Source organism: Ruminococcus sp. RTP21484sp1_RTP21277st1_D2_RTP21277_210401, from assembly GCF_040924225.1.
Classification (GTDB): Bacteria; Bacillota; Clostridia; order Lachnospirales; family Lachnospiraceae; genus Blautia_A; species Blautia_A faecis.
The window spans coordinates 87,978-113,651 of record NZ_JBCOMJ010000009.1; the positions used below are offsets into that span (position 1 = coordinate 87,978).

The window sequence follows — 25,674 nt, forward strand, 5'->3', positions numbered from 1 at the left end:
CTGCTGGTCACCTGACCAGCAGCACTTTTTACAGGTAACTAAATACAACAACTGATTTCTTATTTTTTGATTGTAATCTTAGCTTTCTTTGTGTACACACCAAACACCTTCTGTTTCTGCTTGTTCAGTTTATAGGCACAAGCACGTATATAATACGTATGTCCCTTAGAAAGATTCTTTATCGTTACTGTATTCTTCTTGGATTCCTTGATTGCTACAATATCTGTAAGACCGGAATCTGCTGTCACTACAAATGCATAACCAGCAGCACCTTTTACCTTGGATGCCGTAATGGTGATCATACCCTTCTTGTTATTCTTTACACTGATCTTCTTTACCTTAGGCACAACATATGTAGTAAATTTAACTGCCTTGCCGTACTTTCCAGTAACCTTCTTGCCACCGCCCTGTGCGATTGCTCTTACTTTTACATAATAGGTCTTTCCAGATTTCAAACCGTAGATCAGTTCATTGTTTTTATTTTCCTCGACAATATAATTCTTTACATTCTTCTTGAATTTCTTGTCAGTGGAAATTGTGATCTGATATCCGGTTGCACTTGCAATCCGCTTCCAGGAAATCTTGGCGCCATCGGTAAGCACATTGGTGGCCTTGGTTCCAGTAACCTTCGGAAGCTTGGATGGAATCACAGTGTTCTGATTGTTATCAGAAGCGTTCGGAGTCTTCGTCGGTTCCGGAGCAGATGGTGCCTTAGTCGGCTCTGCGTTCGGAGCTTTTGTCGGCTCTGCCGCCGGGGCTTTCGTCGGTTCTGGTGCCTTGGTAGGATCTGGGTTCTTTTTCCAGTTTGCAGTCAGTTTAACACCACTTACCAGTTCACCCATTGATGGTGTGTAAGAACCGGAAAAGTTTACTTCTTCATCATCCGCATCTACTGTCGTCCATCCGGTAAAGGTATAACCGCTTCGTGTAGGCGCTTTCAGCTCAATACTGTTTCCACCTGTGAAAGTGGATGGGTTGGAGCTGTCATTTGTTCCGCCAGCCAGATCATAACTAATTGGAAGCACATCACCATTTTCATAATAAAAATGATAACGTGTATTAAAGTAATTGTCCACATAAGAATTTTTTACAACGTATAATTTACAGCTGTCCTTGATGGAATCAAAGGCATAATATGTGTTCCTGTCTCCTATAGAAGCCATAGAGTCATAATCCAGATCCAGTACACGGGCCGGAATGTGAATCTCTGTAAATTTACAGGAATCAAATGCAAAACCGCCTAACAATACTACATCTGACGGAAGTGTATAGCTTCCTGCCCAGCTTTTTCCTGCAGGATAGGTGAAAATACTGCTGCCAGCCACTTCCCCTCCGCTGCTTTTATAAACCTTACTGTAAAGCACACCGTCCTGGGAAGAAAGGTACGGATGTCCTGCGTCAACTGTGATTTCTTTTAAGCTTGTGCAGCCCTTGAACATTGCACCAACTGTATATTTTACATCAGCACCAATGCGGATACTTACAATTCCACTGTCGGTGAACTGATATTTCAGGCTGTCAGTTCCATGAATATATACATTTTCAAGATGGAGGTTCTTGCAGCCCATAAATGCACCTTCTCCGATACCTCCGCTTACGCTTGCCGGAAGAGAAGTAAATCCTGTAAGCGCTGTACAGCCTGCAAAAGCATAACTTCCAATAGTGGTTAAGCCCTCCGGGAGATTGATGTAAGTAAGGTTCTTGTTATCCTTAAATGCGTCCCAGCCAATTTCCTTCAGTGTGGAGGGCAACGTTACTTTTTTCAGTGTTTTAATGTTTTCTCCCCGTCCACTCGAGGGACTTCCATCCTCATTCCATTCATAAGCTACAATAGTCGAAATTCCATCGACATATGTAAGTCCTTCTGCAAAAGAAACCTCCTCAACATCGGCACAATACTGATCCCAGCCCAGTTCCAGCTCGGATGGGGCATTGTAAATTCTTTTCAGGTTACATTCTCCATAACTGTAAAAAGCTTCTTTATCAATCTCGTTATAAGCCCCTGTTGGCGGCAATGTTATCTCTTCCAGTTTCGGACAGTTACCAAATGCCTGCTTCTCGATTTTTACAGGCTGTGCACCGCCTACTGCGTCATTAAAATGCACGATTTGAAGATTCTTATCCCCATAAAACGCACTTTCTCCAATTACAAGCCGTGGATTCTGCGGCAGCTGAACGGCTGCCAGTCCGTCAAACCAGCTGCCACTTGTTGAAAATGCATTGGGCATCACATAGCAGAGTGTATCCGGAAGAATCAACTTATACAGCGTTCCGTTGCCATACTTTCCATCGTAATAGAAACAGCTAAACCGGTCCCATGTGTTATCATATTCTGAATCCGGAAAATACTTACCGATTCCAATTACCTTCTTCGCCACACCATCCTTATACACATATGACGGAACCTGCAGTTCCATAACAGCCTCGGTTACTGCGCTGATAATAGCTTCTCCATTTGTTCCATATTCATGGGCATACCAGATCTGCCCCTGACTGTCTGTCCAGGAAAATTCTTCCTTGTTCCACTTTTCGCCGTCGAACTGGAAAAACTGTCCTGAGCCTTCTGCATGCACGCTAAGCGCCATACCCAGGCACATGATAATGCCAAGGAACAGCATTTTCACACATTTTGAAATTTGTTTTTTCACTCTTTCATTCCCCCTTATTTTTTCGGCAATTATAACTGTTCAAAAATCCATTTGGGTTACTGTTCACTCCGTTCACAGCAACACGCTTCGTGGCTCTGAATAGCACCAGCAAATTTTCAAAAGCTGGAAAATTGCTCTTTTTTTCTTATAAAAAGAATATCATAATTGAATTTTTGAGACAATAATAGTGGGAAAGGTTACGGTTTTTATGCACAAGATTGCTTTTTTTATGCACAACACAACCTGTTTGACAACTATCCAGAAGGCAGTGTGAAGATACTAAACAGTTATCCTGTTAAAAAAAACTGCCGTGTCCAATATGTTTCTTAAACATATCAGACACGGCAGTTTATCAGAGGCATCATACATCCTGTAATATTGGCAGTTCTAAAGTCTGCCCCCTAATCATTCTTACAATCTGCACGCCCCGCTTTACGGTATATTTTGTCTTCTTTCAGTAGGCGTAGCCTGCTTCGCTCTCTTACGATTTATGACACTTTGACTGTAATAACCACCTTTTTACTTCCGGAGCGTACCGTAACTTTTGCAGTACCTTTTTTCTTCGCTGTGATTACACCACTTTTTGTCACAGTGCAGACTTTCTTATTAGATGTGGTGTAGGTCACTTTCTGCTGGGTTGTGATCGGCGCCAGAATCGGTGCCAAAGTCTGTTTTTTCCCTTTCTTTAAGGTAATTTTCTTCGGTACACCTGAAATTTTGGTGGTTTTCACCGTTCCCTTCTGGATGGTAACATTCACAGTTTTTACTGCCCCACCAGCCAGAGTCACTGTAAGTTTCGTCTTTCCTGTTTTCTTCTGAGCCTTCAGCGTAACTGCACCGTCTCTGGTGTAGGAGCTTACCTTCAGAAGCTTACTGTTGCCTGAAACCACAGATGCTACATAGTCCCCACTCTCCATGCCGGAAATCTGGAACGCTTTTGTGGTCTGTTTTATTTTCATTTTCAGACTGGAAGCTGTAAGTGTCATTTTGGAAGTCAGCGGATTTCCATTATCTCTTTCTTCTGTGGTCTGGCAAACCTGGCAGATTCTCTTCTCTTTCTGAGCTGCAAATACAGTAGCATCTGCTGTCTTTTCCCATTCTCCCCAGGAGTGTTCTGTCTTCGCGATTGTTTCACCGCCGCTTAATCTGGTTCCGCAGGTCTTACAATAAGTGTCGCCTGTATAGCCTTCACTTGCACAGGTTGCAGCTTTTTTCCCTCTGACCTCTGTTTCCCCATGTCCCTTCGCAGGCAACTTCTCTGTTCTGGTCTGCCCACAATTCACACAGGCAAAGGTTCTGATGCCTTCCTCAGTACAGGTAGCTTCCTTTGTCACTTTTCCGTTATCCCAGCTGTGGGCATCTGGATTCACCGGCAAAACCTCAGTTCTGGTAATATGGCAATCCGTACACTCATAGCTGATAATTCCAGTGGAAGTACAAGTTGGTGCTATGACTACAGTTCCGTTATCCCAGCTGTGCTCTACTGGCGGTTTTGACAACGATACCATACCGATATTCACTTCGGTTCGAAGAGGCGGAACGGTCATCCAGTCACTCCATGTAGTTTCATATCCCTCTTTCTCGTATTTTACTCTCCACCAGCCTTCTGGAACATCCCATGCATATTTTCCATCTGCATTCGTCTGAAGAGGATTGTACTGGTTATATTCCCCGGCATTCCATTTCGTTCCATACTCGGATGGGGACGGCGTTCTATTCCAGAAGTCATCTGACTCATCATATGGGATCCAGTAAGCTGTTACAGTGACATCCTCAATTCTCTCTCCTGTGGAAAGATCAAACACATAGCCGCTTGGATCTACTACAAAACGAAGCTTGAATTTTTCCCCTTTAATATCTGCTTTTCTGATATCCCAGAATAATGAGGAAGCTGCTGTAATCGTTCCCAATATGGCAGTCAGCGCAATTACCGGACCTGCGCCCATCGCACCTCCGGCTACCACCAGTGGAATCATCGCTGTCATGATCATAAACATTTTCTGGTCGCTTTCCAGATTGTCTACTGCTTTTAATTTCTCTTTTAATTCCTGGTCGGAATAGTTACCGCCGGAAGCCAGTACGTCTTTTCTCAGCTCATCCATGTCTTTCTCAATCTGATAGTTCTGATATAACATAGACGCTCCCTTATTTATTGTTGACAGGTGGGAGGAAATCTGGGAAAGTGTCCAGTACTGATCCAGAGTACCGGCATTATCTGTAGCAGTGTCCAGCATAAATCCAATGTATTTATTTCCGGTAACATCCTTTACCAGCATATACCAGGTGCCTTTGTCGGAATAATCCAGGTTGCAGATATACTTGCTGTCATCATACCCCGGGATCAGATAGCCCATATCTTTATTGGCTTCGTCGATCAATCCCTTCCATGTTCCCATACTGGAGCTGTTGCTCTCGTCAAACACGCTGATGGTGACATCCAGTCCTACATCTTTCAGATCTTCCCCGAATTTACTGAGATCAATGGTTGCGTCATAATCCGTTGCTGTATTTTTCCTTACCGTAATATCATTTTCTGCACCTTCCGGAAGTCCTTTCTGCAAAGCCTCCCAATCAAAATCCTGTCCCATTTTTACTTCTGGAACTGTTTTGTTATATTCATAGCTGATCACACCAGGAACATAATTGTGATTGGATTCATCGAAATATCCGTCTGTCACAAACGCATTTTTTTCTGGATCATAGGTTGCTTCCAGATATTTCGTCTGGTTGTTTCTGGTACTTGTAACATACAGAGTCTTTATCTGTTCCGGATTTTCAAAGGTAAGCTCATAGTCAAATTTGCTTTTCGGAAGGTAATACACCAAAGGTGTTACTCCGTCTGTCTTTGTCAGATCGTAGGATTTTATTTTGTCATGCTCATTATAGTACATTTTGAAGGACTCGATTGAGGGTTCTCCTTCATTATAGGTAACTGCGGCAGTTCTTGTTTCTGTTGTACCATCTGCCTGTGTGCAGAGTGCTTTGATCTTATATGTCTCATAGTTGGAAGGATTTTCCAGTGTAAGGACGGCAGACCATAAACCTGCCTTTGATACCTGGACTGTCTGCTGTTCTTTCTCATCCACAAGCAGGGTAACAGTTCCACCGGCATTTGCCATACCGGAAACATTTACGGTTGGCTTTGATACAACATCTGGTGCATCTATGGTGAACAGATTAATGCTTTCATTTAATACACCAATGATTTCCTGGTTGGAGTTTCTATTCTTTTTGTAATTCAAAATAGCGTAGCTGCGTGCTGCCGACTGACTCTGTGCTTTGATACTGAAACGGATAATTCCAGAGGTACCGCTCACAGGAATGGTCAGTGTCCTGTCCTTTAAATTATAGTTCTGGCATAACTCCCCATCCACCTTTAATGTGGATTCGTCAAGCTCTCCGTTGGAAGGAAGAACCAGCTTCGCATTCAGGTCGCTTACTGCGGATTTCCATGTGTCTTTTATGTTATAGCGTACTGTCATGGCCACATATCCATTGGCTGTGGCACTTCCGAAGTCTCCGTAATAGCTGGTGCCTGAACGATCCAGGACGGTTTCGGCGCTGTCCGTATAAGTTCCAATTTGCTCAAATGGAATATTATTTTCAATGGCATATATGGTTGCCATAGAATAATAACTGCAATGTATCGTCAGCTGTGGGCAGTTTTCGAATACAGCTTTCCTGATATCAGTAGTGGAATCTGGAATGTAAATATCCTTTAAACCTGCGCAGTCGGCAAATGCATAATCTCTTATCGTCTTGGTATTGGAAGGAAGCGTTACTTCTGTGAGACCGGTTGCTCCTGCGAATGCGTATGCACCGATTTCGGTCAGGCTTGATGGCAACGTTACACTGGTTAGTGTGGTTAAGCTTGCAAAGCTATGCGGCGCGATTACCTTTACTCCTTCCGGAATCTCTATCTCGGTCAGTTTCGGACAGCCGGAAAATACATTTCCATATTCATAACTGTTCGATCCGTTTCCACTGGGGCTGTTTACCCAGTTTACCGGATAATTGGCACTCTCAAGATTGCTGCATCCTCCAAAGACTTTATAGCCCATCGTGGTAATGCTGTCTGGCAGGTGTATGCTGGTGATACTGGTACATTTTTCAAATGCATAGGCGTATATTAAGACCTTCTGACAGATTGATCTGGGTAAGGTTTGTACAGTCTGCAAATGCATAAGCATATATGGTAGTCAGGCCATCGGGAAGCTCCATACTTTCCAGCACTGTATTTCCCTGGAATGCTCTCGCTCCGATCACCTGAACCGCATAACCACCTATGGTAGACGGAACCTGAACGATGGTGGCACTTCCGGAATATCTGGTAATACGCGCATAACTGTTATTTACAATTACATAGGAAAAATCACCTTCTGTCATCTCTGCCGATTCAGAAAGAGCCTCTTCCAATTCATTTGTTTCTCCAGTTTCCTCTACGTTTTCTTCCACGTCTCCCGAAACAAAAGCTGCAGCATCTCGCTTTACCGCCTCATCTCCCGCTTCTGCTCCATCCATTTCCGCAGATTCCCATCCACCAGAACCATTTGCTGAAGATTCAACTGTTTCTGATTCTCCAGACCAGAATCCATCCTCGTCAGTAACCGTTTCCTCCGATGTGGTCGCTGAATTACTCTCTTCCAACGTATACGCTTCCGATATGCCGGTTGTCGCATCGGCTTTCGTGTTGGTTTCTGTATTAGATTCCGTGTTAGTTTCCGCGTTGGTTTCCGCGTCGCCTTCATTCAAACTCTGGTTTTCAATAGAATCTTCTGCGAAGAAGTCCGCTGCAGCTGAAGTCCCAATTTCTTCTGCAGCATAAATCGGAATGCTTTGTGCACACATTGCAACACTCAGCGAAATTGCAAGTATCCGGCTGATTGCCTTCCTTTTCATAATTCTTTTCTCTCCCTTAAATTCATTTGTAACTGGTCAGAATCAAATGACGAAATACAAAGCATTTTGAAAATTAGCACTGAACAATTACATTTATTTTTGATAATTGACTAAATCCATTTTAGCATAGCTATTTTCCCTTACAATCACAAACGGCGCCGGAAAAGTTAGTTGTCGTTTTTATGTATAAGCATGCAATTTTTATGTACATTCTCGAATTCAATCCGACCGATAATTGTACTATCAATGCTGACGGTACAATTGCTAGCCAAATAAAATAATAGCGTAATATTACGCAAAAAAGCCTCACCGATCTGATAACAACTCTGTATAAGCGATATCAGATAGTGAGGCTTCTTATTTGGTAAACTATAACTGCGCAATGCCTTCACAGTTACCGTATGTTTACTATGTATCTTTATTCAGTGAACAGTGGTGTAGAATAATATCTGTCACCAGTATCCGGAAGAAGGGCTACAATCACTTTGCCCTTATTCTCAGGCTTCTTTGCATAGTCAATTGCGGCTTTTAACGCAGCTCCGGAAGAAATTCCAACCAGGATTCCTTCTTTGTGTGCAAGAAGCTTCGCTGTGGCAAATGCCTCATCAGCCTCTGCTTTATAAATCTCATCATAAACTTTGGTATTCAGAACATCCGGAACAAATCCGGCACCGATTCCCTGGATCTTGTGCGGACCTGCTTTTCCCTCAGATAATACCGGGGAGGTAGAAGGCTCAAGTGCTACAATTTTCACATTCGGGTTCTGCTCTTTCAGATATTCACCTGTTCCGGTAAGGGTTCCGCCTGTACCAACACCTGCGATGAAGATATCAACCTTTCCCTCAGTGTCCTTCCAGATCTCCGGACCTGTAGTCGCCTTGTGCACTGCCGGGTTCGCCGGGTTCACAAACTGTCCTGGGATGAAGCTGTTCGGAATCTCCTCTGCCAGTTCGTTGGCCCTGGCAATGGCACCTTTCATTCCCTTGGTTCCATCGGTAAGAACAAGCTCTGCGCCGTATGCTTTCAAAATGTTTCGACGCTCAACACTCATGGTCTCTGGCATGGTGAGGATGATTCTGTATCCCTTAGCTGCTGCGATAGATGCCAGACCGATTCCGGTATTTCCAGAAGTTGGCTCAATGATTACGGAACCTTCCTTCAGAATTCCTTTCTGCTCTGCGTCCTCGATCATAGCCTTGGCAATTCTGTCCTTAACGCTTCCTGCCGGGTTAAAGTATTCCAGCTTCACAAGAACAGTAGCTTCCAGTCCAAGCTCCTTCTCAATATTTGTAACCTCTACAAGTGGGGTGTTTCCGATCAATCCAAGTGTTCCCTTATAGTATGCCATATCCATTCCTTTCCCGGCGCCTGCGGCCGCTTTACATTTATTCGAGGTGATGTCGCCGTATGGCGGCCCGCCTGTTATGTCTGTATCTGCCCCCAGTAACTGCCAGCTTGCTTCTTCGGCAATAATTGTCGATATTCCGTATTGATTTACTGGGTTATTTATTCGTTAAATGGATATTACCACTATTAACCCACTATGTCAATAGGTTTTTGGGATTTTATATGAGAAAATAGATTGGAGCGTTACTGTTCACTGGTAACATTCCGCGAGGTGTTTTTTGTGAACAAAGTTCACAGTAACATTAGAGCCGTCGCGTAGCGACGCTTGTACGATTTCTATACACTACAAAATCTCCACAATATACAAGAAAAGTACACCCAGTACTAATTAACACGTTGTGTTGTTTCGTGTTTTTAGCTGAATGTACCTTATTTTAAATAAATTATCACTCCTCTTCCTCAGCAACTTCACAGACCATCTCATATGCATCTTCCAGCGCGTCCAGAGCCTCAGTCAGTGTATCGACTTTCCTTACATCTGCGCCATCATCCTCATACTCCTGGATCAAATCTGAAAACTGGTCTTTCAGTTCCTCCATGTAATCTACTACCTGCTGTAATTTCTCTTCTTTTTCCAGTACTGCTGATAAATTAATAATTTTTCCCATAGTATGATGTCCTCCGCTTTCAAAAAAATGTTTTCTAAAGGTTTTTCATATTTTCCAAATCATAACATGTCCGAAACGTTCTCTCAATATTTCGTTTCAAGTTTCTCCTGCAGATTATAACGTATATTTTACAGAAAACCTTTTTTCAAACACGCTATAAAGTTTTTTCCTTTTATAATTATAACGTAGTCTGTAAATTCTTTTACAGGATTCCGCCCCGCATGCGCCGTCTCGTACTTCGCCAGCTATAATTTGCAAAAGCATCCTGGATTTCCTTTCGCTTAAGACGACTGATGGGGATTTCTGTCTTATCCGACAGCTTCAGAATATCCGTAGGCATAGCCACGATTTCCCTCATGGAAACCAGCGCCCACCGGATCGGGCGGCAAAACTCATTGGCTGGCAGAACCTTTTCCAGATCTGCCATAGACATGGAAGCATCTATCACGCCCTTTTTCGTGTGAATTTTCGCTCGTTTTCCATCTGCTTCTGCATACAGAATATCGGAAATGTAAATGCTCTCCTCCAGCCGTCCCACTTTCACGTTCACAGTCCGCAGGGAGTAGACACTGTCAAAAAAGCGATCCAGAATGTGAAACAGCTTCTCTTTTCTCACTGGCTTCACCATGTAATGAAGCGCCTCAATATCAAAGGCCTCTGCTGCAAACTCCGTACTGGTGCTCCCGAACACGATCTGCACCCGGCTGTTTCTTGAAATCAGCTTCTTCGCCGTCTCCATACCGTTCATCCCACTCATAAAAATATCCATAAAAACCAGTGAATAAACGGATGTATCTGAGGATAAAAATGCCTCCCCGGAAGAAAATTCTTCTATTTTCACATATAGGTTATTTTTGTCTGTGTATTCCGAAAGCAGCCGGGTGATATTCTCCCTGTCTTCCGCAAGGTCATCACAAACCGCTATTTTTATCTCCTGGTTCATGTGTAATTCCTCCCATAGAATCTGTCTGAGGTCTGTTTCTGAATCTGCCATCCCTCATATTTCTGCATAATAAATGCCGCATTCTCCGGGTAAAAATCTGTCTTTTATGATTCGCTCAGTTTTTGAAACATTTCCAGATATTCCTGCTCTACTTCAACAAACGGCCGCACTGTATAATCCAGCTCAAAGTGCAGCTTCGGTGCATCCCCCGGTTGTTTCTCTTCCAGAAGAACCTCTAAATCATACCAGAGAAGATCATCATCAATTTCTTTCAGACGCTGCGCTTCTTCATCAGTCAGACTGCTTCCCAGAAATTTCTTATAAATCACCTGAAGCAGCTGCTCTTCCACCTCACGGTATCTGGGCATCTCCTGCTTCAGCGGACGGGGCACATCTGACATATAGCACTCGCTGGCATCATGCAAAAGACAAGCCAGCGCCTGACGATTGGAATACCCTCGCCCAAGAGCCTCCTTCGCACAGCAAATACAATGCTCCCCAACAGACCAAAAGGTGCTTACATGTCCATTTCCCCGGCAGATCAATGGCAATGCATGTGCAATATCCTGAATGCAGATTCGCTCCGGGTCCGGATGAACCGGGTCGAAATGCTTTCTTGTGTATGTAGTTATGTAACTCATAGGACTCCTCCTTTTTTCATCCCAGCTACCTTATCTGAAACACGTTTCAAAAATCTTTTCCTGTAATCTGCACATCCCACTTTATAGCGCACATTTATTTTGGAGTTTTCTTCATGCTCTATTGCTCTTTTCTCTTTCTGAAAAGGTACTCATCCAGTTCTTTTTTAATCTTCTCAGGAATCTCCCGCGCAACCGGGCATACAACCGCATTTGCAAAGTGCTGTGTAAACTTCACCAGAAAATCAATATCTCTCTGCAGCTGCTCCATAGACATAACTTCTTTAACATCATAACGGCAGTGAATTGGTGTTACATTCGGACTGGAAATTCTGGCAAAGGACAGCGCCGGAACACCGCCATCTGCAAACGGCGTGGAATCACTGGAATAAACACCGCTCTTAGCTTCTACAGGAAAGCCGGTTTCTGCCGCCATATAGGAAATATAGTGAACCAGCTTATCCTCTGCGGAAACACAGGCAATAAACTTGCCCAGGTAGGTTCCGATCATATCCAAGTTAATATTCAACACTATTTTCTCTAATTCCTCTTTATGATCACGTACATAAGCCTTGGAACCCAGAAGTCCACGTTCCTCACTCCCACAGAACACGAGACGAAGCCCATAGTTCAGCTCCTTTCCTTTCAGCTGCTCCATAATTCCAAGCAGTCCTGCACAGCCGCTCATATTGTCATATGCGCCATGAGATAAAGAAGTGGTATCGTAATGAGCTGTTAATACAATAAACTCGTCACGCTTACCGGGAAGCTCTGCGACTACATTGTGTGACTGGCCGTCATACTCTTTCTGGAATACCTCTAAACGGATATTCTTTACTTTGTTTTTCACCAGCTCTACAGCCTGGCTGGAATGAATCATAGCACAAAGTACCTTACGCTCTTCCCCTACAACAGCCTCTCGCAGATCCCTCTGATCTATATCTGTATTTGGGAAGTGTACATTTCCATACTGGAAAATAATCCCCTTTGCTCCTGCCTTCATCAGATCCTGATATCCGAAAAATCCAATTCCCTGAGTATCCAGAAGCACGATCTTATCTTTAGCACCAGCCACAGAGACCGGATCCGTTCCCGGCATATAATAAAGTTCCCCTTCTACAACGCCACTGCCGCAACAGTTAAATGCCTTACAGGGAATTTCTTTCCCATCTGCAAAAAGATGGGATTCCTCAATATTCCCCATAGCAACCCGAAAAGCCTCTATCTTCGCCGTCACTCCCAGTTCCTCGCACTGTCCTTTCAAAAATTCCGCAACCTGTAGTTCTTCCTTCGTGCCACTGGCGTGAACAAAATCAGTGGATTCAAAAATGTTGGTTAAATTCATGATGGTTTTCTCCTTAGTAAATACGTTATACCCCATAACAAAATTCAGTTGATAGCCATAAATTTTTTCTATATTTTATATTCTGAAGCATGTTAAACCAATAGTACATGTGGTATATTCTCTAATTTTCCACATTTTTTACACAGAAATATTTTTCTTCTGTAAAAAGTTTTCTCAAACCGGATGGTACATTGCTTAATACAAATTCCATACTTACATGTTTAACTGTCTTTTGCCCAAAAATGTTACTAATTTGTTGTAATGAATCTTTATTTGCACATACTCTAAATAAAGTTTCAAAAAATTGAGGAATAGATCCTATAACTCTGTCCCTAAGCATGTTATCTAAGTGAAATTGCATTGTATTTTGATACGACAAAACATTATCCTTTAATTCCACTAATAATAGTTCACTTTCTCCTGAATATTGCCATTTTGAATAATGTTCTAAATTTTGAATAAATGAGACAAACATTTCATTGCTAAAAGACCATTCAACTCCGTTTATTCTTGTTACAACTATCCCATCAGGATAATCATATTTTGTCCAGTACGCACCATAACCGGGTAAATAAAAATTAACAGATTTTCCTGTTCGAAAATGAAAATATTCTAAGCTGTTCATAATTTGTTTTCCGGTCGGCAGATCCGGCCTTGTGATCAAAATACCAATAGTATCATTTATAATACCGTTCTTTCTTGCATTTTCGTTAATATCACTAAGCATATCTTGATAAGTCATTGCCTCTAGCATTGTTTCATTTCTCCTAAATTTTGTAATTATTCCATTATTTAATCATTTACTTCCATTTTGATATCAAATACTGTTTCTTCTATAACCCTTACACACTCATCTGTGTTTTTCATTATCTCCTTTCCCCAAAAGCGAATTACAGTCCAGCCCATAAACAATAGTTTTTTATTAACTTCATCATCTCGTCTTCTATTGTTCGTAATTTTTTTCACCCAAAAATCTCCATGCACTCCTTTTTCCAACCGCGGTTTTAGAACTTCCCAATCCTTTCCGTGAAAAAATTCACTGTCGCAAAATATTGCAATTTTATATTTTGTAATCACTATGTCTGGCTTTCCGGGTAAAGTTTTTACATTTTTGCGGTATCTATATCCTTTCTTCCATAATGCTTTTCGTAAACAAAGCTCAATTGACGTATCTTTCTGGTGGATATTTTGCATATTTCTTCTTCGCTGCTCTGGCGTAAGTACATCCGTCATTTTAGTTTCTCCTCAGATTATCTTCAAATTTTAGGAATTTATTTTTCTAAATAATCTGCTACTTTTTTAGTAACATGCCAAAACATTACCGGAGGTACTGCATTACCAATTTGTCGGTATGCATCAGTTTCACTACCTGCAAAATTAAACTCATCGGGAAATGACTGTATACGTGCGGCTTCTCTCGGCGTAAAACGACGATATAACTCTTTTTCAGGATCAACTAAAAGAACTGGATCTCGGGAATTTAAACTTACTTTTGCCAGATGACTTGTAACCGTCAGACACGGTTCATCTAAATGTTGCCATAAACCTCTCTTCATATTTGGTTTTGCATTTTTCATTCCTAAAACAGCTCTTTTTGAAAAATAATATTTTTGTTCATCAATTGCAAGTTTTTGCACTGCAACAGAAAGTGGTACCCAGTTATTCTTATTTGTTTCCTCTGGAAACTCAAATTTTATTCCTAAATCATTTCTAAACCCAACCATAATCATCCGCTCTCGCTTCTGCGGAACGCCATAATCTGCCGCATTTAATAAACGATAAGATAACGTATATCCAGCATCTTCAAAAGCTTTATATATTCTTTTAAAAATCTCTCCTTTATGTAATGTCATAAGGCCTTTCACATTTTCTGCAATAAATACTTGTGGCTGTTTATCCTTAACAATTCGTACCATTTGTTTGTACAAATTTGCTCTTTCATCAAACGGATCCTTCGTTGGATTCACCGTACTAAATGACTGGCAGGGAAACCCTCCAATAATAACATCACAATCCGGAATTTCGGATGATTCCACATCGCATACATCCGCACATTTTATTATACTGTCCCTAAAATTCAGCATATGGGTATTTAATGCTTTTTGGTCAATATCCATTGCATACGTAAGTTCAAACGGAAGTCGTTCATATCTTTTTTGATTAAACACAAAATCTCCTGTTATACCCTGATCACAACCTCCACAGCCAGCAAACAACGAAACTACTTTGTACATTAACTTTCCTCATTTCTAATTGGTATCTCTTTATCTACACTGCTATTGGAAAAATCAACTCTATATGTCATAGGTGTTACCTGTATTCTTCCATCTTTAATCTTTTCAGCCACATTATTTATCACAAAAACAGTAGCCCCCTCTCGTGTAAAAAACACTCTGTATATTGCATAATACTCTTTATGCTGCTGCGCAGCTATCCATTCATTTCTTGTAATATTTAACGAATCTACCCATAGCGGATCTGATAAGTCCGGACTGGTTAAACGCTTAGTCGATTTTACTTCAATATATTTTACAAACTCAGCCTCATCCCCTGGTTCAGCAATGACAGACTGAATATCATAACCAATACCTCTTGTTTTCCCAAGTGAAAGAACTTTATTTGCTAATCTTGTATTATACGCTGCAACTCTCGACTTTTCGTAATTATATACAAGTGTTTCCCCTTCATCTCCAAACTCTGTAAGATTAACTCGTGATTTTTTAGTTTCTTCTATAGACTTTTTTTCTTCAAACAATAAAGCTACAGAACTAGTCTTAAAATTTTGAGCATATTGAGATAAGCGAGCATAATATGCATCCCATTTAAATTGAAATTCTTTTCTAATTTCAGCATTTCCCAAATCATATTCATAAACATCAAATTCTGGTTTATCTTTATAAACTGATGTAAAAAGACTAATTGCTTCGCTTTCATTGGGATTTAAAATCACACGTTTATCTTCTGTTACTCTAATTAAATTAGCTAATTCCAAATAATTTATCTGTTCATTTATATGTTGATGCGTATACGAAGACGCTTTTCCAGGAACACTTATGTCGTGTTCAATCCCATCTTTCTGGTCCTTTACTATCGCTTCTAGCACTTCATACGGATTAGCATGTCCTTGTAATACATCTAATGAATTTAAAACATAATAGCCTAACGCTTTCTTTGTAATAGTCACACCTGCTGTTTGAGCAATTTGTAACAATTTTAAAACAAATGCGTTTGGTCGAACACTAATCTCATCTTCAACTCTTTTAGCGACAGTAGTTGACACCTTTTGCATGCCATTAGGAAATTGCATTTTGAAACATATATCCTTAAAAAAAGCAGGCTGGTCATTATCTTCAAGATACTTTTGAGTTCGTTCAGACTCGTATACCATTCCATCTTCTGCGAAATAGTACATTCCAAATAATTTCCCGGAAATTTCTGTCCTATGATTATCCAAAGTTTTCTTTATGCGTTCAGATTCTGGAAGGTATCGCTTAAAAGCTTCATTAAACAGTGTCTCAAAATCCTGATGACTGCATGGACAGATTTCGTCTATGACCTTTGCATATGCGGGCAAAAGATCATCCATTTCTTTTTGTGATTTTCCTCGGATTATTGTGCATCTATACTGTTTACTTGGATCATACATATAGTCACCCCTCTTCTAAAATACTTTCAAGACTTCTAGCAATTGCTTTGGCAAGCAAAGGCGGAACAGCATTTCCTACCTGCTTCAACTGACTTGTTTTTATCCCTATGAATTCAAAAGAATCCGGAAATGATTGTATTCTTGCCGATTCACGCACAGTCGGAACACGATTTTCTTTATAATGGAAATGATGATTATGTCCTGTATCTATAGTAAAGCATGGCTTGTTACTATTCATCCTTGTCCACGCAATATGCACTTTCCTTGTATTCTGTAAATTCTCTGGTAAATCTTTATAGTTTCCCCCATCCGGAACCATAGATATAATTTCTTTTGTTCTTTCTGTATGCAAGGTTATTGAATGATTTAATACGCTTTTACTACCTTCTCGCATTACTTTTTGATATTCGTTTTCTGCTGGCAATACATATTCTATCTCTTCCCCTAACACACGATCATCTGGGACAAAATCGAGATCGCTGATAGCGTCTTTGCACGTCCACGAATTTATTCCTGTTCCCTCTCCCATAATTGGCTCTGGATAAAAATACTTTATACCTTTTTCCGATAAATCTTTTCGTATTCCTACAAAAAACACCCTTTTTCTTTGCTGTGGTACACCATAATTGTCCGCAGATAATATTTTCATTTGAACAGAATATCCAATATTTGTAAAATCCTCTTTAACCTGTTCTGCAACTTTTCCTTTGAAAAGCCTCACAAGTCCAGGCACATTTTCCATTACAAAAGCCTTCGGTTTAATAATTGATACAATATTTACATACGATTTATACAACCTGTTCCTTTCATCATCAATCATTCTTTTTCCAGACACAGAGAACCCCTGACACGGTGGTCCTCCAATTATTACGTCAACTTCAGTGGCCTGTAAACTGCACATTTTCAAAATGTCCTCTCCTGAAATTTTTGTAATGTCCTCATTTAACACAACCGCATTGGAAAAATTATGCTGATAAGTAACTGTGGCATCTTTCCACATATCAATTCCAAAACAAATATTAAATCCAGCTTCTTCAAAACCTTTTGAAAACCCTCCACATCCACAAAAAAGATCTATCACATTAAATTTCTTCATCATGACTCTCCGCCTTTCTTCTTTTATCGCTTGGTTTAGGTGTATTCATTGGAATTGCCCAATTTTCACCTAATTTAAAAACTCCTTTAATTCTATTCTGCGCACAAAGAATTTGAACTCTTCTTTGTGATATTTTCCATTTTTCTGCAGCTTGACTAGCAGTCATGTATTTCATCTTGCACCTCCAAAAGCTTCGTACCTTAATTATTATATTCGACGGGGCGAATAATATCAAGCTACTCGTAGGGACTATATATTTTAAATATTTATTCTATTGTTATAGTATTTTTCAGTAATTTAAATTTTCACTTGCAGAAAATTTCCTATTGTTATAATATATATATAAAATGGGTTTGTTACCATACAGCTATTGCTCAAGCGAGGTGCTCGTTTCTTTTTTTACTCTATTCTCAATCTCTGCCCGATACTTAAGCAAACGTAAGAGATAATCTGGCAGTTCACGCTTTTCAGCCTCCCAATCTTGAACTGTACGATAAGGAATTCCATAGTACTCACTAAATTCCCTCCGATTCATTCCCATTTTTTCACGTAATTCCTTTACCTCTTTTCCTCTACTCATCTGATCTACCTTCCTACCCCCTAAAAAACAGACGCGTTGCGTTAATTCATAGTAACATCTATACTATTTTTTGTCAATCGCATTTATAGTATAAAATGGCCATGCGAGCCCCCTCGCACAGCCATCTATATCTCTTACCATATTCCCTTTTTCTCAAACAAACGGATTATAAAATCTCCCCCACCGTATCGTCACCGTCATGCTGACTACCAGCAGTACCACGCCAACTCCAATTGCCACGAAGTCCCTTTTCTCAAAAGGTCTCTTCATATACCACGTTCTCTTCTTATCCTTTCCGAACCCACGCAGTTCCATGGCATTGGAAATGGTATCAATCCGATTCAGGCTGGTCAGGATCAGCGGCAGAAGAATATTCACCGAATTCTTCAGCCGGGCAAAAAAGTGCTCGTTTTTTCCAAGCTCTACGCCCCTTGCCTGCTGAGCCTGGCTGATGCTGTGGTAGTCACGCTGAATGTCTGGAATGTATCGAAGCGCAATCGCCACAGAATAACCCACTTTATAGGAAATTCCAATACTGTTTAGGCTAGCAGCAAACTCACTTGGGTTCGTTGCAGAAATAAACAAGATCGCAACCGGCAGCGCAACAAAATATTTCAGAGAAATATTCACCATATAAAACAGCTGCTCTGCAGTCAGATCATACCGCCAGAACAGGTGGCAAAGCACATGTCTGGTGCCATACAGCGTCGTTCCCTGGTTAGGATCAAACAGGAAAATAAACAGATTATTCAGCACCAGAAATACCAGCATAAAAATCATCATAAACCGCACTTCGCGGAACTTAATCTTACTCAGCTTAAACGCCGCCAGGCTCACCGCAAACAGCCCAAGCAGTACCCACGTATTATAAGTGATCATACTTGCAAAAGTAAAAAGCAGGAAAAACGCCAGTTTGGTGGTACCTGTCAGCTTGTGTATCACACTTTCCCTTGGCAGATAATTCAACACTGTCTTAGCGGCCATGGCTTCGCACCTCCCTGTCCTCCTCAATAAAACGCTGCACAAACTCTTCCGCCGGACTGATTCCCAGCTGGTTCGCCAAGGTAAAAAGACTGGTCTCCTTCAGTGCCGCCTGACGGATCAGCTGTGGATCACAAAGAACTGCTGCCGCGCTTCTATCCGCGATCAGCCTGCCATCTGCAAAAACCAGTGCCCGAGGCGTATATTCCAGCATCAAATGCATATCATGGGTAATCATCACAACTGTTACCCCTTTTTCATTCAGCCCACGAAGGAACTCCATAATCTCTGTATAATGGCGAAAATCCTGTCCCGCAGTCGGCTCATCCAGAATGATCAGTTCCGGATCCTGCACCAGCACACTGGCAATGGTCACACGCTTCTTCTGCCCGAAGCTAAGCGCCGATACCGGCCAGTTCCGAAATGGGAAAAGTCCGCAGACTTTCAAAGTTTCCTCCACTTTTTCCCGAATCTCTTCCTCGCTTTTTCCCATATTGCGAAGGCTCAGTGCCACCTCATCAAAAATCATAGTCTTGGAAATCATCTGATTGGGATTCTGCATCACATAGCCAATATGTTTGGCTCTGTGGCGGATATTTTCCTGCAGAAGATTCCTTCCCTGGAAAAGAATTTCACCGGAATCTGGTGTCTCAAAGCCGCAGACCAGTTTGGAAAAAGTAGATTTCCCGGCACCGTTTTTCCCTACAATGCTGACCATTTCACCCTTTTGGATTGTAAGAGAAACATCACGTAAGGTCTGCCTGCCTCTCTCATAACCAAAGGTAAGATTTCTAACTTCAAGCAGCGGCTCATGTTCTTTCTCAGCCTCTGCTGCCGGGCGGGACCAGAACCAGTCTGTCATTTTCTTCCGGTCTGCCTTATCTATCACAACAGAATCAACATGTGCCGGTTTCTTCGCAGGAGCAAGTTCCACACCTGCATAACGCAGTGCAGTAAGATAAAGAGGCTCTCGGATTCCGTTTTCTTCCAGAAGTCTGGTGGACAAAAGCTCATCCGGGTGAAGATCTGCCAGAATTTTTCCATCGCCCATAAGAACAATACGGTCCACATCTCGCCACAAAACATCCTCCAGACGGTGCTCAATGATCACCACCGTAGTATCTGTTTTTTCCTGAATCTCGTCGATCAGCTCAATAGTCTGCTTACCTGTAGCCGGATCCAGATTGGCCAATGGCTCGTCGAACAACAGGATTTTCACCTGATCCACCATTACCCCCGCCAGGCTGACGCGCTGCTTCTGCCCTCCGGAAAGCTCGTGGGGCGCGTAATCCAGATGATCCTGAATTCCGACCAGCTCTGCCGCGTGACGGGTGATCTCATGCATTTCATCCTGCGGCATGCAGCTGTTTTCCAATGCAAAGGCAATATCCTCGCCAACCGTCAGCCCGATAAACTGACCATCCGGATCCTGCAGCACTGTGCCCACATGTGCAGAGAGCTGAAAAATGCTGCTCTTCGGCGCATCCACACCATCCACAATAAGTTCCCCGCTGCATTCTCCTGGATTGGAAAAAGGATTCAGGCCATTGATGCAGCCTGCCAGAGTACTTTTTCCACAGCCGGAAGGACCTGCGATCAACACCCGCTCGCCAGGATAAATGTCCAGATTAATTTCCTTCAGCGTAGGCTTTTTCTGTGCCCGGTACTGGAAAGAAAAGTTTTTGAAAGAAATAATAGGAGATTTTTTCTCTGTCATATAGTACCTCAAAATCAAATATCCTGAAGCGAATCCATCGTCAATTTGTAAACAATGTGACTGCTTCAGAACCACTTAACAATTTGCATCTCTATAAGTGTACACCTTACACCATCTCAAAAGGATAACACGAATTTCTTAAATCCACAATAAAATTTCTTACCAAAGTTTATCTTATTTTGCATAAATCTTGCGAAATTTACTTTTTGGATCCAATAAAATTATGCATCAAAAAAGACCCTGCCACAAGTTTCCCCATAGCAAGGTCTTTTACAAATTTCCCTTTCAACTTATTCCTGATCCAGGGAGCCTTTCTTTGCAATTGTTTTTGTATAAGCCAGGATCAGAAGACCGCCGACTACAACACCTGTGATGGTGTTTGAAACAGCGGCGAATGCACCCTGTGCAAATACTTTGTTTGCCGGTTCAGCATAGATTACAATGTCAAGTACAGGTGCAACAACTACCCATCCTACAACATGTGCGATCACGTTTGCAACTGTGAAAACGGCAACTTTGCCTTTTCCGAAATCGCCTTCCTGAACCTGAAGCTTCTTGGCGAACAGACCGATCACAACACCTACAAATGCAGATGTGATAACCCAGCTCCACCATGGGCTTCCACCCCAGGACAGGTCGATCAGTGTATGCCCGATGAAACCAATGAGTCCGCCTGCAACCGGGCCATACATTGCTGCAAGAAGTCCAAGTACTGCGTACTGAAGACTGATGTTTGTGTTCGGAACCGGACTAGGGATCGCCACAAAGCGTCCCAGCACAAAGAACAGTGCTGCACCGATACCGATGGCAACTACGGTTTTGATACTATTGTTGTTTTTCATAGCTCTTTCCTCCTACTATGTGTCTTACTAGAGCGTGTTTGATAAAGGCTTTCTGCAAGATGTGCGTCACAATTTGCGGGAATGTTTTTTCAAGCAGGCTCTAACACGCTATAGTATACGCTTTATTAAGAGCTTGTCAATCTGAATCCACAGTATTTCAGCCTTTCACCGGAATCTTAAACACAATTTTCGTTGCGGGCTGGGCTTCTGTTACGGCGATGCAGGGCATATGACCGTCTTCAGGAGCGTAGAAACCAAACATGCCAGCCTCCAGAAGAGTGTATCCCTGCTCCGGACCACTTTTATAGAAAATAATGTCAGCTTCCGGGGTGCGGTCATCCTCTACGGTAAGCTTGCGAAGAGATGCCCAGTAAATTTTCTCAGTGCCTTCTACAATGTACTGAAGGTCACAGTATTTCTTATGGGATTCCATCTGTGCACCTTCCAGTGGCTTGGTGGTATATTTCTGAACCAAGGCAAAAATGCCGTTTTTTAGGTCGTATCTGCCTTCTGGAAGGTTCTCCTCTTTCTGTTTTTTGATAAACTGCTGAACCATGTCAGCGTAATCTTTAAATTCCTCATATGTATTCAGTTTGTCTGCGTAATCTGCAATCATGATAAATCCTCCTGTTATTTTTTACTGCTCTTCATACTCACAAATATAACTCTGCCCCATCATACCATAAGGCTTCAGCACCTTCCCATCCGTATGGAACATTCCCTCGGTGCGGAAATCAGCCCAGCTGATTCGGCTGCAGCCGGTGTAGGACTGGTGGAATGGGCCGAACATGTTTCTTGGACTTCCTGAAACTTCAATTTCCAGAGTATTCTCTTCTTTTTCGAAAAGACCAGTTACATCTGTGACACAGTTCTTCTTTTCGAAATGAAAACCAGCTTCCTTACCATTTACTCTGACTTTCAGAAGGGTACCTCTCCACTCACCCAAATGAAGAAGAACCTGCTTATCGGAAATCAACTGTGGCACCTTGTACTGGTAAATCATACCGCCAGGATAGTTTACATAACCTTGCATGCTCCAATCACCAGTATGCAGAATTTCTTTTTCCCTGGAAATATTGCCAGACATATCTACGGCGAAATTTCCAATTACGAATACATCTTCCAGTTCCCGCTTTTGGTCGTAACTGCCTTTTATGGTAATCCGATGCACCCCCTTACTCAAAGCAGGAAGTCCGAAGCAACGCATGTCTTTGTCAATAAACCATTTGCCGGTCTGCGCACATTTCACGCCATCGAAGTAAACTTCCAGACCATAAGGCTTCTCAATTACAAAACTGCATTCACTGGAAATGTCTTCTGCAACATTAAACCGGAAATGCATGGTAAATGGTGTTCCATCTGCCGGATGTGGCTGATCCACCCAGGTATATCGCTGAGGTGCACCGTTATAGTAAACCTGCTGCATGCGCAATTTCTCACGAATTTCCTTCTGCGCCTGCCAGATTTCCATCTCTGCGGACTCACAGACGCTTCCTGCTTCTGACAGTCCGCTGCCATGTCTGAATTCTGATACCAGCTCTACAATTGCGTCAAGATCTTTATCTTCCACCATAGCATTTCCGTCACAAATTTTATTTGCTGAAGCAGTCCCCAGCTCATAAGTACATTTATCTATCGTCAGCACATTCTCCATAGTTCTTCTTAATTTCGCGTCCGGACCGAATGTAGCTAATACGGGATCTGTGTAATGCGGATGTCTGTATGGGAATGTGGCAGCTTTGCTCACTGTCATTTCATGCACCGCATTTACGCCATCAGAAACAGCCGCCAAGTCCACAACGGTAGTATCTTCCTCAATTCCACATTTGTCTTCAACACTATTTATCTCTTTAATAATCTGTCCAGCCCCTATTATTTTCTTCACAAAATAAATTCGGCTCATCCCCGTCTCGAATGTCCTGGTAAAGCAAACGCCCTCTCCATCCGCAACAGTTTCCACCTCACAAACTTCTCCGGTCAGCGGGTCAAGCTCTTCCACAGCGTTCCCGCAGTCAAGTTTTATGTAAACCTGATGTGCATTGTTCCGATCGTGATTTGTCAGGAAAAGAATATGTCCATCTTCTGTCTTTCTCAGCATGGAAAGAATCTCACCATCCTCTGCGCCGCTGGCATTTCGCACAGTAAAATCTTTTCCGGTGCATTTCGCCACAGCTTCCGTCAGCTCCCATTCATGCTCAACCGTATGAACAAATGCTTCCTCATCTAAAACATCCCGGATATCACCATATTTTCCACACACTTTCCTGCGGTCAGATTTCTCTTCATTTACATCTTCACTGTCTATTTTTTTATCCCATCTCTTAGCAACGCAGATCTGCTTACTACCAATCCGTTCTCCTTCAATCATCACCGGATACGGCTTCAGCCAGATCACCATTCCACCAGCTGCAAGAAATTCCTTCAACAGCTTCACCGTGTTTGCAAACAGATTGCTCACTCCCGGAACCACAACCACCTGATAGCTGCACTTTCCTGCCACAAACATTCCATCCTCAACCTTGCCGTCCTGCTCCAACAGGATCTCATCTCCAAAATCAAAATCCACATGCCCTGCAGTCAGCGCTTTTGCGATCCGGTTATAATACTCACCTTTTCGATTTAAAGAAGTAATATGCTCATCCAGCCATCCCATATTCATTTCCAGATGATTGAAATCCTCCGCCCGGTCACTGCGGCACTCGGTCCAGATGCTGGAAATCGGATGGATCATCAGCACCTTCCGCACCGGCTCACCCTGAGAAAGACACAGCGCCAGACGACCAAAATAATTCTCCATCTTATCATTGTCATCCCACCAGGTATTCTGATAGTTGAAAACCGGCGGATAGTCCCTCTTCCTGCAGCCAGTAATGGAATACAGGGCAAGATGCTGACAACGTCTCGTAATTCCAAGCGCGAACTGCCAGTCTCCCAGCCATTTCTGAGTAGAAAAATCCAGCTCCCAGCCAGTGCAGCCGTAAGCCTCACTGATGGTCATGGAACGTTCATACTGATGTGCCACGCTTGCACACTGTTTCACAGTCAGATACTCATCCGTCTGTGCGCCAAGAAGATCAATTCCAGGATTATGCAGATAACGAAGCTGAGGCATCGCCGCACCGCACACACGAGTCTGATAGCCCAGGTCGTTCTCATATAAAATATGTCCCGTAGTACGAAGTCCCCGTTTATCACACCACTCATAAACCTGTTTCATATAACTTTCTTCGAAACGCTGTGCCACCGTCTTCCAATAATCATGACGGATCTTCTCCGCCCCTTCCCCATCAAAAAACAGATAAGGCAGCTTCTCCTGCGGATCATATCCTCTCTTTTCAATAAAATACTCTGTAAATCCAATACTCCACGGAATCCACGGTCTGCCTTCATGGAAAACGCTGAAGAAATCACAGCAGTTTGGTTCATCTGTGAAAAATCCTTTCACCTCTTTTGGAAAACTTCCGCCAAACACTTCCTCATAATGCTCATGGGTCAACTTCAAAAATGTCTTCACGCTCTCCGGATTCAGATTATCTGGCGGCATCAAGCCGTTGTACCACTCACTCTTACCAGAAATCTCCTGGCGCAGAAGCAGAATCTCTTCATCAACACCGCAAGCTCCAGCAGCTTCCTCATAAGTCAGATATTCTTTCATCCTCTTAATAAATCTGCCGTCCGCCGCCGTCTGAATCACATAAACACCCTGAAGAAACTCTGTCTCCATAGTTTCTTCCACTGCTAAATCTTCACTGCCGTTCCTGCCAGACATGAAATTTTCGTCTGTGCTTCGATTCCCGCCACACATTATCGAATCCGAGTCCCCAGTAACTGTCCTTTCTTCCTCGTTACTTAACTTCGCCGGTACCGCCAGCTCCCCGGCTTTCCCGCACTCCATCGTCAGTGCCCTGGCTGTAAACTCCGCTGGATTTACCCTGCTGACCTTACCTCCTGCAGCCCCCGACGGCCATTTATCCTCATCATATATCCACAGCTCCAGATCATTTTCCCGGGCTTTATCCACACAAAACTTCACATCCTCCATCCACTCTGTGGAAAGATACTCCGTCTCCAGCCCTTCACGGGAATGAATAAAAAATCCCCCCATCCCCGCCTTCTTAAATCCCTCTATCTGCTCTCCCAGATTCTCCTTCTGAAGCCTGTCATTCCATCCCCAGAAAGGAGCACTCCGATACTCCTTCGGCGGATTCTCAACCAATCCCTTTACCTTATCCAATGTGCCCATCCTTATGTCCTCCTCTTATAGTCCCACATTACATTATTGTTCTAAATTCCCTATTCCATCATCATCAGCACCGTCGCTTTT

The 25,674-nt window shown here is 42.5% G+C and carries 21 protein-coding genes and 1 pseudogene; all 22 read right to left on the minus strand.

What is annotated here, in order from left to right; genetic code table 11:
* Positions 1–59: 59 nt before the first annotated feature.
* On the minus strand, positions 60–2,648 hold the full coding sequence (locus tag AB5706_RS08280; RefSeq protein ID WP_195589560.1) for a leucine-rich repeat protein: 2,589 nt from the start codon (positions 2,646–2,648) through the stop codon (positions 60–62).
* Positions 2,649–3,136: 488 nt separating this feature from the next.
* The gene (locus tag AB5706_RS08285; protein WP_243271334.1) at positions 3,137–6,709 is read right to left on the minus strand and encodes a leucine-rich repeat protein; all 3,573 of its coding nucleotides are present in this window, start codon (positions 6,707–6,709) and stop codon (positions 3,137–3,139) included.
* A 3-nt stretch (positions 6,710–6,712) separates the two neighbouring features.
* Positions 6,713–6,796: pseudogene (locus tag AB5706_RS08290) on the minus strand (hypothetical protein); the annotation flags it as partial.
* Positions 6,759–7,547 (minus strand): leucine-rich repeat protein, encoded by a 789-nt coding sequence (locus AB5706_RS08295; RefSeq protein WP_173769151.1) that lies wholly within the window; start codon positions 7,545–7,547, stop codon positions 6,759–6,761. The gene AB5706_RS08295 and the pseudogene AB5706_RS08290, both read right to left, overlap by 38 nt.
* Positions 7,548–7,965: 418 nt before the next feature.
* The gene (gene cysK / locus AB5706_RS08300) at positions 7,966–8,895 is read right to left on the minus strand and encodes a cysteine synthase A (protein ID WP_148461361.1); all 930 of its coding nucleotides are present in this window, start codon (positions 8,893–8,895) and stop codon (positions 7,966–7,968) included.
* 445 nt (positions 8,896–9,340) lie between these two features.
* Complete coding sequence (locus tag AB5706_RS08305) at positions 9,341–9,562, minus strand: hypothetical protein (protein ID WP_118577908.1); 222 nt, start codon at positions 9,560–9,562, stop codon at positions 9,341–9,343.
* A 202-nt stretch (positions 9,563–9,764) separates the two neighbouring features.
* Positions 9,765–10,505: a LytR/AlgR family response regulator transcription factor gene (locus tag AB5706_RS08310; protein WP_173769152.1), complete on the minus strand. Its 741-nt coding sequence runs from the start codon at positions 10,503–10,505 to the stop codon at positions 9,765–9,767.
* Positions 10,506–10,609: 104 nt separating this feature from the next.
* On the minus strand, positions 10,610–11,146 hold the full coding sequence (locus AB5706_RS08315; RefSeq protein ID WP_173769153.1) for a hypothetical protein: 537 nt from the start codon (positions 11,144–11,146) through the stop codon (positions 10,610–10,612).
* A 118-nt stretch (positions 11,147–11,264) separates the two neighbouring features.
* Positions 11,265–12,488, minus strand: a complete 1,224-nt coding sequence (locus AB5706_RS08320) for a M28 family metallopeptidase (protein WP_173769154.1) — start codon at positions 12,486–12,488, stop codon at positions 11,265–11,267.
* Positions 12,489–12,609: 121 nt separating this feature from the next.
* Positions 12,610–13,242: a hypothetical protein gene (locus tag AB5706_RS08325; protein WP_173769155.1), complete on the minus strand. Its 633-nt coding sequence runs from the start codon at positions 13,240–13,242 to the stop codon at positions 12,610–12,612.
* Between the two features lie 38 nt (positions 13,243–13,280).
* On the minus strand, positions 13,281–13,721 hold the full coding sequence (locus AB5706_RS08330; protein ID WP_173769156.1) for a very short patch repair endonuclease: 441 nt from the start codon (positions 13,719–13,721) through the stop codon (positions 13,281–13,283).
* A gap of 38 nt (positions 13,722–13,759) precedes the next feature.
* Positions 13,760–14,722 carry a DNA cytosine methyltransferase gene (locus tag AB5706_RS08335; RefSeq protein WP_173769157.1) on the minus strand — a complete coding sequence of 321 codons (963 nt, stop codon included), beginning with the start codon at positions 14,720–14,722 and terminating at the stop codon, positions 13,760–13,762.
* Complete coding sequence (locus AB5706_RS08340; protein WP_173769158.1) at positions 14,722–16,134, minus strand: protein NO VEIN domain-containing protein; 1,413 nt, start codon at positions 16,132–16,134, stop codon at positions 14,722–14,724. Before AB5706_RS08340 ends, AB5706_RS08335 begins: the two co-directional genes overlap by 1 nt.
* Before the next feature lie 4 nt (positions 16,135–16,138).
* Complete coding sequence (locus AB5706_RS08345; RefSeq protein WP_226836836.1) at positions 16,139–17,233, minus strand: DNA cytosine methyltransferase; 1,095 nt, start codon at positions 17,231–17,233, stop codon at positions 16,139–16,141.
* Positions 17,217–17,405 carry a MerR family transcriptional regulator gene (locus AB5706_RS08350; RefSeq protein ID WP_173769159.1) on the minus strand — a complete coding sequence of 63 codons (189 nt, stop codon included), beginning with the start codon at positions 17,403–17,405 and terminating at the stop codon, positions 17,217–17,219. The genes AB5706_RS08345 and AB5706_RS08350 overlap by 17 nt, the downstream gene beginning before the upstream one ends.
* A 192-nt stretch (positions 17,406–17,597) precedes the next feature.
* Positions 17,598–17,810: a helix-turn-helix domain-containing protein gene (locus AB5706_RS08355; RefSeq protein WP_173769160.1), complete on the minus strand. Its 213-nt coding sequence runs from the start codon at positions 17,808–17,810 to the stop codon at positions 17,598–17,600.
* Between the two features lie 153 nt (positions 17,811–17,963).
* A complete protein-coding gene (locus AB5706_RS08360) occupies positions 17,964–18,794 on the minus strand; it encodes an energy-coupling factor transporter transmembrane component T family protein (RefSeq protein ID WP_173718008.1) in 831 nt (276 codons plus the stop codon).
* The gene (locus AB5706_RS08365) at positions 18,784–20,508 is read right to left on the minus strand and encodes an ABC transporter ATP-binding protein (RefSeq protein ID WP_173716768.1); all 1,725 of its coding nucleotides are present in this window, start codon (positions 20,506–20,508) and stop codon (positions 18,784–18,786) included. Before AB5706_RS08365 ends, AB5706_RS08360 begins: the two co-directional genes overlap by 11 nt.
* Before the next feature lie 290 nt (positions 20,509–20,798).
* On the minus strand, positions 20,799–21,350 hold the full coding sequence (locus tag AB5706_RS08370; RefSeq protein WP_148461353.1) for an ECF-type riboflavin transporter substrate-binding protein: 552 nt from the start codon (positions 21,348–21,350) through the stop codon (positions 20,799–20,801).
* Positions 21,347–21,433 carry a DUF6783 domain-containing protein gene (locus tag AB5706_RS08375; RefSeq protein ID WP_368356822.1) on the minus strand — a complete coding sequence of 29 codons (87 nt, stop codon included), beginning with the start codon at positions 21,431–21,433 and terminating at the stop codon, positions 21,347–21,349. Before AB5706_RS08375 ends, AB5706_RS08370 begins: the two co-directional genes overlap by 4 nt.
* Positions 21,434–21,507: 74 nt before the next feature.
* A complete protein-coding gene (locus AB5706_RS08380) occupies positions 21,508–21,966 on the minus strand; it encodes a NanQ anomerase/TabA/YiaL family protein (protein ID WP_148461352.1) in 459 nt (152 codons plus the stop codon).
* Between the two features lie 21 nt (positions 21,967–21,987).
* The gene (locus tag AB5706_RS08385) at positions 21,988–25,593 is read right to left on the minus strand and encodes a glycosyl hydrolase (protein ID WP_226836830.1); all 3,606 of its coding nucleotides are present in this window, start codon (positions 25,591–25,593) and stop codon (positions 21,988–21,990) included.
* Positions 25,594–25,674 lie beyond the last annotated feature (81 nt).